The following is a 10,518-nucleotide window of genomic DNA, read 5'->3' on the forward strand; positions in this document are numbered from 1 at the left end:
TGAGTAAAATGGGGTGATAATATGATAGCTTATGTTTTTTTGTAAATAAAGATACTTTTAAAATATTCTATAAGTAATGTTTGTAACAAATGCTAAATCCTCAGAAGTTCTTAACCCTACGCCAACCCCCAAAGCAGCCAAATTAATATCATTAATGGGCAAGTTAATGCATTTATTTTGTACTGCAAAAAATCGAGAGAATCTTTAATGAGTAACCTATTGCCGGACAATGATGTAAACATTTTAGTAATTGGGGCGGGAGTAAGTGGTCTAACAACCGCGATATGTCTGAGAGAGGTAGGTTTTAGAGTTGTGATTGTTACAGATCGTTTTGCCTCAGATTTAACCTCTATTGTGGCAGGTGCATTGTGGGAATGGCCACCGGCAGTCTGTGGTAGTCATGGTGCTCCCAGATCCCTGGAACGCTCTAAAGACTGGTGTATGACTACCTATAATAAATTCAAGAAAATACACGCAGAGTTTGGTTCAGAAGAAACAGGACTTTATTTGAAGGATGCGTATTTCTATTTCAAGGATGTTTTGGAAAATCGACCTACTGAACTTCGTAAAATGAATGAGTTGAAGGATAAGGTTGATGGATTTGAAAGAGGCTTACAGATTGTCAAAGAAACGATTGATTTGAGTTTTAAAGGAGGTATAAAAGATGCTTATAAACACATGGCTCCGACGACAAACACGGATGTCTACATGAAGTGGTTACTTCAACAGGTAAAGGATATTGGATGTGAGATCATCCAGGAAAAAATTACTGTCAATGTGGTTCAAAATGAACAGGAATTACTTCGTCGTTTTAATGCAAAGGCAATTGTTAACTGTGCTGGGCTAGGTTCGATAGCAACTACAGGGGATACTTCCATGTATCCCTTGAGGGGCGCACTTGTCAGGGTTAAGAATCTCGGTGGAGTTGTAACAGACGCTCATTGTATTTCCCACGAAGAATCTTCTCTAAATGAGCAAGACATCGTTTACATAGTTCCTAGAGGGGATGATTTGGTGGTCTTGGGAGGATTAACACAGCAAGACCAATGGGATACAGACCTATCTCTTGAGGTTCCAATTATCCGACAAATGTATGATGGCTGTTTGGAGTTTCTCCAGGAATTAAGAGAACTCCCACTAGATGAAAAAGAGCCTGTTAGGGCTGGTTTACGACCATTAACAGAGGAAAATGTTTGTGTGGAAAGGGTTTTAAACACCCACGTATTTTATAATTATGGACATGGAGGGTCTGGAGTAACTCTGTCATGGGGATGTTCACAAGAAATTGTCCAGTTGGTACAAGAAATGCTTCGCGAGGAGGCAAATCCAGTTGCCTTGAACAGTAGTAAGATAGATAGCAATAAGCAGACTGTCTTTGTGCTCCATGATATGCTTAAGAGCAAAACTGATTTTAGCCATATCCGATCAGATAATAGAAATCTAGTTTTACTCTGTAGTAGGGAAGGACTCAGTAAGGTTATACCCTCCCAGTATCAACACTTGGATCTTGTGCGGATTGTAGAACCTTATAATTTCCAAAATCTGCTCCAAACCTATCAACAGATTAAAACTGAGTATAAACTTTTGGATGACAACTGTCGGATTGTTACCAATGATGAGTATTCAGTACTGTTAGCTGCACAGTTGCGTGAAGCTCTAAATCTGACAGGCGATCGCCCAACGATGATCCGCCAGTTTACCGATAAGAGTTACTTCAAATCTACCCTCAAAAATTCCCTGATTCGGGTGCCAAAGTATCTAATTTTTGCTCAAGACCAATACCGTAAAGAGCCAGTTTCATACTTAAAGTTTGTTCTAGAAGAACTAGGTAATCACATCTTTATCAAACCAGTTACTGGAGCCGGAAGTGAAAAAACCAGAAGAATTCATACTGTTGATGAATTGAAAGCCTGGTGTGACAGCAATGTAGATTCAGATGAAGAATTTGAATTCAATGAATTCATTACAGGTCAACTATACAATACAAGTGTTGTCATCAAAAACGGTCAACCTTGTTATTTTGCTGCTTGCAAACAGTATCGACCTAATGATGAGTTCATTTATGGTCATCAAATCGGCAATATTATTGTTAGAGAAGAAGATCCAGAATTTCATAAACTTTGGCAATTTTCAAGTGATACGTTACAAAGTTTAGAACACGGTTACCCCAAAAATGGTGTACTCAATATTGATTTATTCCTCCAAGAAGGTAGCGAAGAACCGATTCTGATGGAAGTAGCTGCACGCACTCCTGGAGGGCTTGTATCGAGAATGTTTGACATATATCAGGGGGTACGTCTAAACGAGTTACATCTCCAATTACAGATTGGTGATTCTCCTGACATCATTCTCAAGGATAGGAATGAGTGGAAGTACAGCGCTTCCTCGATTCATCCCAAGCAGGACGGCGTTGTTACAGCAATTGAGAAGCCAATTCTCGAAAGTGATGTGGAAATTACTTGGCAGATTTATTTGGAACAGAGACTGAAAGGATCACAAAGTACGAGGGATGTTGCCATTGCAATTCTTTTGAGCAATCATGACTATTCAACCCTTCAAGGGGATTATGAGGTAGCCAATTCTACCAATTTCTACAATACTAAGTAAGGATTTTTTCTAGCAGGCTGAAGCTATAGCAATCCAATTTGATTTGTAAAAAAATCTAAGTATATGTAGTATATGTAGGGTGTGTTATCGTCCTTGAGTACGGCACCTAAAATCAGAGGTGGTGCGTTAGCCTTTGGCATAACGCACCCTACGTATATTTCAAAAATCAAATATCAGTCCTATATATCAAGTAGGCATTGAGAGAGTGACTTATTATTGCACCAAAATCAGTTAAGGCAGTTCACTATCTCAGAGGACTGCGGACAGCGATCGCTAACCCTAATCCTAGTCCACCATGCGATCGCGTGCTGGAACTGTCAGCTTGACGGAAGCGTTCAAATACATGGGGCAGGAATTCGGCAGCAATTCCCGCTCCTGTTCTGAACTTTGCTCTAAAAAAGTGCGGTAGCGTTCTTCACTTTTGCAAAGGGCAAGCTCTACTTGTTTACGTTCGCTTAAATCAAGTACAAAACTAATAATATCGTTTGGATTATTTTCTAACAAGGCAGAACCTAACAGGATGGGAACGCGGCTATCATCTTTGCGGATGTATTTCTTCTCAAAAGCCTGACATACACCTTTGGTTTTAAGTTCTGCGATCGCACTGTTGCTTGCTTCAATATATTCTGGTGCTATCATGTCGCGCCATCGCACTTGCCCTGCTTGTAAATCCTCTGGCGAATAACCTACCATTCTTAAAAAAGCATCATTAGCCTCTGCGATCGCCGCTTAATTCTGTCCAGGGTATTGTTAAAATACAGTTATCCTAACTCATGAGTTAAATAGGTGGGGAAATAGGAAGCATAGTTGCTTAGTTTAACAGGAATGCCCCAAAAGGAGATGATGCAACGATATCCCCTTGAGGAGCAAAACTTGTCAATTCAGTTGTTCCTAAACTTTCGGATTCCTAGACAGGAATTATCTAGGATTAATGTGGCGTCTAATCCCCCATCCTGGATTGACAATGGCGGCTAAATCTTCTTCAGACAATTTGCTGATTTCACTTTCCAGTTCTTCGACGGTGAAATCATAGCCACGCTCTTGAGCAATCTTGATGAAGGCCTCTGGGTCAGCTGTTACTTTGAGTCTTTGCTGTAATGCTTGATCTTCTTTTACAGCTTGAAAAAGTCGGGTAGCATTTTGCTGTGTCATGATAGTCTATCTCCTGTTTTAAATATCAGGTTTGAATGTAGTAATTTCACTCCTGTGGATTCACTAAATTCTGTGAACAACTTTTAGATTAAGCGTGTAAGTTTAATTTTAAAACAAAGAATAAAAATGTGTTGATTCTGATAAGAAAATATAAATTTTAGTCTAAATATTTCTACTACTTTATAAAAGTCAGCCCTAAGATGGAAGCAGTCTTTAACTAAAAAGCATTGATTCTGAATTGTAAATGCACCTTAGATTTTTTGCATGGGTGATCAGCCATAACGGCTTTTGGTAAATGAAAGCTTGACTTGACACCTGTTAATAAAATAGGATATTAGATTGTCTGTCTAATTCCTGCTCGGATCAGGTAGACATATTACAAAAGCTGGTAAAAGCGTCTTTATAGGAGATAAAAACCAGCTACCTGTACGGCAACCTCAAGGACAATTCCATGACCTACGCAATTATTGAAACTGGCGGTAAACAAATACGAGTAGAGCCAGGGCGGTTTTACGATATTGAACTGCTTACGACCGAACCAGACGAAAAAGTTACAATAGACTCCGTATTACTCGTGCAGCACGATGGCGAAGTCAGCATTGGACAGCCACTAGTGACAGGTGCGACTGTAGAAGGGACTGTACTGCGACATTTTAGGGGTCGTAAAGTCCTGGTATACAAAATGAAGCCGAAAAAGAAAACCCGCAAAAAGCGGGGGCATCGTCAAGAAATTACCAGACTTATGATTGACTCCATCACTCTTAACGGTGCAGTGTTTGCTGCCCAAGGAGAACCGGAGAAGGAAACCCCTGTTGCAGATGACACTCCTGCAGAAGAAGTTGAAACCGCTGCTGAATAATAAAAAGAAGTAGATACACAAGAGGAAATCATGGCTCATAAGAAAGGAACAGGTAGTACACGCAACGGTCGTGATTCTAATGCCCAACGTCTGGGTGTCAAGCGTTATGGCGGTCAAGTTGTACGTGCAGGAAACATTCTCGTGCGTCAGCGCGGCACCAAATTTCACCCTGGTAACAACGTCGGTATTGGTAGCGATGACACTCTGTTTGCCTTAATCGACGGTGTTGTAACGTTTGAGAGAAAGGGCAAAACCCGTAAAAAAGTTAGTGTTTATTTACCCGTAGCCACTGCTGAGGCAGCCCCTGCTGAGGCAGTAGCAAGTTAAAGTAGTTTGGGTGGGTAACAGTGCCCACCCTACTGGCTAGTTGATAGTCAGATTTGCATAAATATTCCTAACAGTTGCTTAAAAGCTGCTTTTTTCCTCTCTCGCCCATAAATTAGTATCAGAAGCATCAAAGCGCATAGGTTATTCACTAACAAAATATTACACAAAGAAATCGGATTGTGTAGCTTGCCGCCGCAGGCATCGTTTATAAAGTCTTAGCCACCAATTTTTGTCAAGCTTTCGGATGATTGCACTAGATCGTCACAGTGTACTATAGCAATCCTATCTGATTTGTGAAAATGAACGAATCGCCTTCTCTGCAAGACACTACGTGTAGCTTGCTTCCCCGTAGGGGTACGCGCAGCGTCTCGTTAGAGAAAAGCGCAAAGAGGAGAAATAGAAAAGTTCATAAATCATTTAGGTAGGACTGCTATAGTCACAATAACATCAGTGCAATGAAGGCATTCCTAATTATCCTAAGTTGTGTTTATTCTCTTCAGAATCAGGTTTACCTGAGAGAATACTTAAATTAGGCATAGCTTTGAGCTACCATAATTACCTGAGAAAATGCTGAGAATCAACTAAATTTTCTCAAGGCATAAATTTATGAAAATCATGGCTTAGTTTCAATCAGCTTTCAGTCCTCATAGAGATACTTTGGATGTTCGGGATAACTCAAACATCAGTAACAAAAGTCTGATGGAGTCCTCTATAAGAAGGCATCTTCTTTACCCCAATAGCCTTTATGAATCTGCTTGTAGCTTAATTTCCTCTGATCAATCAATACAAAAAGAACTATCCAAAGGACGAAAGAAGACTATGAACTGGAAAATACTTTGTTTAATTGCTGGTTTAAGCTTAACCACCAGTCTCACTGCTTGCTCTAGCACTCCTGCAACTAACAATCAAGTTGCTCCTGAAGCCTCTCCTGCGATGAGTAAAGATAAAGCTGGCGATGCAATGTGTAAATATAAAGCTTGCGATGCCATGGGTAAATATAAGGCTGGTGGTGCTATTGGTAAAGATGCGATGTGTAAAGATAAGGCTGGCGATGCAATGAGCAAAGATAAAGCTGGCGATGCTATGGGTAAAGACAAAGCTGGCGATGCGATGAAGCAATCCCCGGCTTCCACCAAGCCCTAGCTACAACTAGCCTTGCATCTCACTTTTCTTGTACTAAGTATAGGGGCTGCTTACCAGCAAAATCTTGATCCAATCCCTATACTTTGGCGCTTTGACCTCAACAGGAGAAATTCTGATGAATCACAACCTACTCCGCAGGCGTCAGTTACTTTTTTATCTCGGGTTAGGGGTTGTCGGGATCGGTGCAGCCACAACATTTTCCAACTTCAGAAAAGTGAATGCCCCTTCTATCTCTCCTGCAAAAAGTGACAATACGCAAGACTCAGAAACTATTACAGTGAAAACTCCGGCAGGCAAGAGTTTGCCAGAGTTTCAGGATATCAGTCAGTGGTTTAATTCTACTCCTTTGTCGATCGCTAACCTCAAAGGTAGTGTTGTTTTAATCCAGTTTTGGACTTTTGCTTGTATTAACTGCCAGCGTACCCTGCCCTACATCACTAGATGGCATCGGCAGTATGAGTCGCAAGGACTGAAGGTGATTGGCATCCACACACCAGAGTTTGCCTTTGAGCGAGATCCGAACAATATAAAAAAGGCGCTACGACAACACCAGATTACCTACCCGGTTCCGGTTGATAACGAGTATAAAACTTGGAACGCTTACGAAAATCAGTATTGGCCTCATATGTTTTTAGCCGATCGCCAGGGTTTACTACAATATGACCACATTGGGGAAGGGGCATACGAAAAAATAGAGCAAACTATCCGCCAGCTATTGGGATAGAAAGAATCATGACGACTTCTACTCTATCAATTAGTCTGGCTTTATTGGGGGGAGTTTTGAATGTGCTTTCACCCTGTGTTTTACCGATTTTACCAGTGCTATTAGGCCGAGCGCTCCGATCGCATACTTACGGCCCAGTAGCACTGGTAGCGGGATTAATCGCTGGTTTTGCACTAGCAGGTAGTTTACTCGGTGTAACAGCAAGCTGGTTTACAGGCTTGGCTAATTTATTACGGAATATAGTGATCGCACTCCTTTTATTTTTAGGATTACTGGCAATTTTCCCCACCTGGAGTTACCGAATATTTACTTACATTCCAGTTGGTAATTGGGCTAAAAAACCTCGACGAATCGGACTTATGGGAGAGTTTTGGCTAGGGACTCAGTTGGGGCTTTTGTGGACTCCCTGTGCTGGGCCGGTTTTGGGGGGAATTTTAGTCCTAGCAGCAGTTAATCATCAAGTCGTAGGTGCATTTTGGCTACTGGTTGCTTATGGAATCGGAGCAGGTTTGCCTCTGTTAGCGATCGCCTACGGTGGACGAGTACTCAGCCAACGAATCCTCAATCTCCGCTCTCATAGTGCAGCGTTGCAGCGTGTAGGTGGCGTAGCGATCGTGGCGACAGCGATCGCTATTCTTCTCGGTTGGGATGTGCAGATACAACTTTGGCTAGCTCCATTCTTTCCTACTCAACCTCTGTGAGACAGCCATGAACGAATAATTCGTAATACTCGCCAGAGGCGAGAAGCAAGCTACGTAATTCGATAATTGAACGACAGAGCAACTAAACCGCGTCCACCTTGAAAAATGTAGTTCTTTCCGTATCGAAAAGAAAAAAACCCTCATCCCCCAACCCCTTCTCCCAATATTGCCAGAAGCGGAGCCAAAAAGAAGTCCCTCTCCCTACTTGGGAGAGGGATTTAGGGTGAGGGTAAAAACTACGGTTCTCAACATAGATCAGGTTGAATTTTAGTTTCGTAGGGTGTGTTACCGCGAAGCGTAACGCACCGAAAGTATTGGGATGGTGCGTTAGCCAAGGGCATAACGCACCCTACGAAAGTTGCTCTTTATTAAATCCTGTTCCTAAAAATCTAAAATCCAAAATCCAAAATTGGTATGACCTCATCTAAACGTAAAGTCCGCTCAACACCAAGTCAGACTTTCCTCTCAAAGACCTTTCACTGGATTAATATCATCAGTCTCATCTTGATGATCGCTAGTGGACTGCAAATCTATAATGCTAATCCGGTATTTGGCGGGCGTGAAGGTTGGCATTTTCCTGACTTTCTGTTGCTGGGAGGCTGGCTAGCGGGTGGTAGACATTGGCATTTCGCTGCTATGTGGCTGTTTTCGCTAAACTTACTTTGGTATGGACTCTATATCTTTATAACTCGTCGTTGGCAACGTCGCTTTGCCGATCGCGGTGACTTAAAAGCATTGCAAGTCAGCCAGAACCCAAAGCGCAAAAATTACGCATGGCATCGGCTAGTTTATACTGCGATCATTCCAGTGCTGCTGCTGGCAATCTTGAGTGGTCTGGCAATGTACAAACCTGCCCAACTACATTGGATTTCCAGGCTGTTTGGTAGTTGGCAAAATATCCGCACTGTTCACTTTATTACTGTTCCCACTGTCATACTGTTTACAATTGCTCATTCCTTACTTGCCCTGAAGGTAGGAAGCATCCGTCTAATTAAGTCTATGTTCGTGTAGAGGTTCCATGAGTCTGATTCTTCCCAAACGCACCCTATCCCGTCGGCGGTTACTGCAACTATCTGGACTTTCAGGCGTAGGCTTTCTTTTAGGTGGCTGTGGGACAAATTTGCTCTCAGATAATGTGTGGCAAATATCTGAACCACTGAATGAACGTCTTGAAGCACTCCTGCTAAGTCAAAAACCAGTACCAGAATTTCCTGTCAGTGCCATAGAAGCAGACAAATTGCTGATTAATACCTTTGACTTCACCCCGCAAATTGATCCGGCGCAGTTTCGATTGAGGATTGATGGCGAGGTTAGTAATCCGATGCAATTGAGCATGGCAGATATTCAAAAACTTCCCTTGACTTCAATGGTAATTCGCCATATCTGTGTTGAAGGCTGGGCTGCGATCGTTGAATGGGGAGGTGTACGATTGCGAGACTTAGTAGCGCTGGTACAGCCTAAGTCAAACGTTCGCTATGTCTACTTCAAATCAGCTGATGGCTATTATGAAAGCTGGGATCTGGCCTCTGCTATACATCCGCAAACTCTCATGGCTTATCAAAAGAATGGACAACCTTTATCAGTTGATAATGGTGCGCCGATGCGTCTAGCATCCCCAATTAAACTGGGCTACAAGCAAAGTAAGTGGGTGACTCAAATTACCTTCGTCAGCAATTTGTCACCTACTAAAGGCTATTGGGAGGATCAGGGCTATGAGTGGTTTGCAGGGTTATAGTCACGCGATATGCGACTTATTCTTGTAATATGTCATTGCGATCGCAACGAAGTCGAGTTACAGCTATTTTCAGGTAAATAGACCACGCGGTACGGGCGCAAGGCCTTGCGCCCCTACGACAGATGTGGTTCAAATAGATGAAAACTGCTATAAGCAATCGTCAGGGTTTGAGATTGCCACGGTGCGATCGCAATTGACTTGTATTTAACCGCAGATTGTGTCCAGATCCCCGACTTCGTAAAAGTTGTCGGGGATCTAACTTTTCACGAGTGATTTAGGACTGCTATATGATAGCGATCGCCTCAAGAAAAGCGATCTGTTTTCACCAAAAAAGGCTACAGCATTAATCTGGTAGCCTTTTCAAGGTATTTTGTATTCCGGCAAAAGTCGAATGAACTGATGCTCATTAATTTGCTCAGGGTTTTTCAATGAGAACATCAAAGACTCATTAGCCTATGATTGCGATCGTAACGTAGTACAGCAAAGCAATCACAAGGACTCAGAGATTGCTTGATTCCGCTTTGCTCCCGCAATGACAATTGGGCATTTTTATTACTTGGACTACTCTAACGGAGCTAAAAGACTCGTTGACGGAAATAAAAGACTCGTTGACGGAGATAAAAGACTCGTTAACGAAGATAAAAGCCTCGTTAACGGAGCTAAAAGACTCGTCAACGGAGCTAAAATACTCGTCAACGGAGCTAAAATACTCGTTAACGGAGATAAAATACTCGTTAACGGAGCTAAAAGACTCGTCAACGGAGCTAAAATACTCGTTAACGGAGATAAAATACTCGTTAATCTATCTCAATTAGCTCCCTATCCCGCCCAGCACTCAAAGTACTGGGCTAATAGCCTAAGTCCACTCAAGTGGACTGCAATTAATCTCAAAAAATTGCTTAAACCAATTCACAAAAACCCTGATACATATAGATATTTCGTAGGGGCACGGCATTGCCGTGCCCTTACCAACGTATTTGTATCATTATTAAAGTAAATTTGTATTAGTCCTCTTTAGAGGAGTTAAGCTATTAGACTGGGATTTGAATCCCAGGCGGGTAATGCAGCCGATGCAGATTATCTAAATTACTGAAACCAACGCCAGACAAAAATAACCATTCTCCTGAATCAAGGGTGACGATTCCGCCGCAAGTATTCCAAATTCTTACGGTAGGTTATTGTCTTAGGATGATTTGCCCCCAACTGTTTTTCAGCAATCTCTAAAGCTTTGATATACAAAGGTTCGGCATCGCTGTACTTTCCCTGTGAA

Annotated in this window: 12 protein-coding genes and 2 pseudogenes; 9 read left to right on the plus strand and 5 right to left on the minus strand. The window is 42.1% G+C overall.

Going from position 1 to position 10,518, the window contains the following annotated elements; all coding sequences use genetic code 11:
* The first annotated feature begins 207 nt into the window (after positions 1–207).
* Entirely contained in the window at positions 208–2,607 is a 2,400-nt protein-coding gene (locus Q0541_RS17205; RefSeq protein WP_298912421.1) for an FAD-dependent oxidoreductase, read from the plus strand.
* Positions 2,608–2,851: 244 nt separating this feature from the next.
* Here Q0541_RS17205 and Q0541_RS17210 read toward each other — a convergent pair whose 3' ends face one another.
* The 3 genes and pseudogenes from Q0541_RS17210 to Q0541_RS17220 all read right to left on the minus strand — a co-directional run bounded on the left by Q0541_RS17210 (position 2,852) and on the right by Q0541_RS17220 (position 3,759).
* Positions 2,852–2,974 (minus strand): hypothetical protein, encoded by a 123-nt coding sequence (locus Q0541_RS17210; RefSeq protein ID WP_366941892.1) that lies wholly within the window; start codon positions 2,972–2,974, stop codon positions 2,852–2,854.
* Between the two features lie 71 nt (positions 2,975–3,045).
* Positions 3,046–3,330 (minus strand): annotated as a pseudogene (locus Q0541_RS17215) (PAS domain-containing protein); the annotation flags it as partial.
* Between the two features lie 195 nt (positions 3,331–3,525).
* Positions 3,526–3,759 carry a Nif11-like leader peptide family natural product precursor gene (locus tag Q0541_RS17220; protein WP_298912423.1) on the minus strand — a complete coding sequence of 78 codons (234 nt, stop codon included), beginning with the start codon at positions 3,757–3,759 and terminating at the stop codon, positions 3,526–3,528.
* 451 nt (positions 3,760–4,210) lie between these two features.
* Here Q0541_RS17220 and rplU point away from each other — a divergent pair, with 451 nt between their 5' ends.
* Together rplU and rpmA are read left to right on the plus strand one after the other, a co-directional pair.
* Positions 4,211–4,618: a 50S ribosomal protein L21 gene (rplU, locus tag Q0541_RS17225; protein ID WP_273763262.1), complete on the plus strand. Its 408-nt coding sequence runs from the start codon at positions 4,211–4,213 to the stop codon at positions 4,616–4,618.
* A 30-nt stretch (positions 4,619–4,648) separates the two neighbouring features.
* On the plus strand, positions 4,649–4,945 hold the full coding sequence (rpmA, locus tag Q0541_RS17230) for a 50S ribosomal protein L27 (RefSeq protein WP_298912428.1): 297 nt from the start codon (positions 4,649–4,651) through the stop codon (positions 4,943–4,945).
* Positions 4,946–5,019: 74 nt separating this feature from the next.
* On the opposite strand, the pseudogene Q0541_RS17235 reads toward rpmA, so the two are convergent.
* Positions 5,020–5,124: pseudogene (locus tag Q0541_RS17235) on the minus strand (EamA family transporter); the annotation flags it as partial.
* A 478-nt stretch (positions 5,125–5,602) separates the two neighbouring features.
* Between Q0541_RS17235 and Q0541_RS17240 the strand changes: the two are divergent.
* From Q0541_RS17240 to Q0541_RS17265, 6 genes are all read left to right on the plus strand, one after another.
* Positions 5,603–6,088 carry a hypothetical protein gene (locus Q0541_RS17240; RefSeq protein WP_298912431.1) on the plus strand — a complete coding sequence of 162 codons (486 nt, stop codon included), beginning with the start codon at positions 5,603–5,605 and terminating at the stop codon, positions 6,086–6,088.
* 115 nt (positions 6,089–6,203) lie between these two features.
* Positions 6,204–6,812, plus strand: a complete 609-nt coding sequence (locus tag Q0541_RS17245; protein WP_298912433.1) for a thioredoxin family protein — start codon at positions 6,204–6,206, stop codon at positions 6,810–6,812.
* A gap of 8 nt (positions 6,813–6,820) precedes the next feature.
* Positions 6,821–7,513, plus strand: coding sequence for a cytochrome c biogenesis CcdA family protein (locus Q0541_RS17250; protein ID WP_298912436.1), 693 nt, complete (start codon positions 6,821–6,823; stop codon positions 7,511–7,513).
* A 414-nt stretch (positions 7,514–7,927) separates the two neighbouring features.
* A complete protein-coding gene (locus tag Q0541_RS17255) occupies positions 7,928–8,524 on the plus strand; it encodes a cytochrome b/b6 domain-containing protein (protein ID WP_298912439.1) in 597 nt (198 codons plus the stop codon).
* A gap of 7 nt (positions 8,525–8,531) precedes the next feature.
* Positions 8,532–9,248, plus strand: coding sequence for a molybdopterin-dependent oxidoreductase (locus Q0541_RS17260; protein ID WP_298912442.1), 717 nt, complete (start codon positions 8,532–8,534; stop codon positions 9,246–9,248).
* 532 nt (positions 9,249–9,780) lie between these two features.
* Positions 9,781–10,245, plus strand: coding sequence for a hypothetical protein (locus Q0541_RS17265; RefSeq protein ID WP_298912445.1), 465 nt, complete (start codon positions 9,781–9,783; stop codon positions 10,243–10,245).
* Between the two features lie 131 nt (positions 10,246–10,376).
* Here the strand turns inward: Q0541_RS17265 and Q0541_RS17270 are convergent.
* Positions 10,377–10,518: tetratricopeptide repeat protein (locus Q0541_RS17270; RefSeq protein WP_298912456.1), on the minus strand; the 142-nt coding region annotated here is incomplete at its 5' end.

This window comes from uncultured Nostoc sp. (assembly GCF_937863485.1).
Taxonomy (GTDB): Bacteria; Cyanobacteriota; Cyanobacteriia; order Cyanobacteriales; family Nostocaceae; genus Nostoc.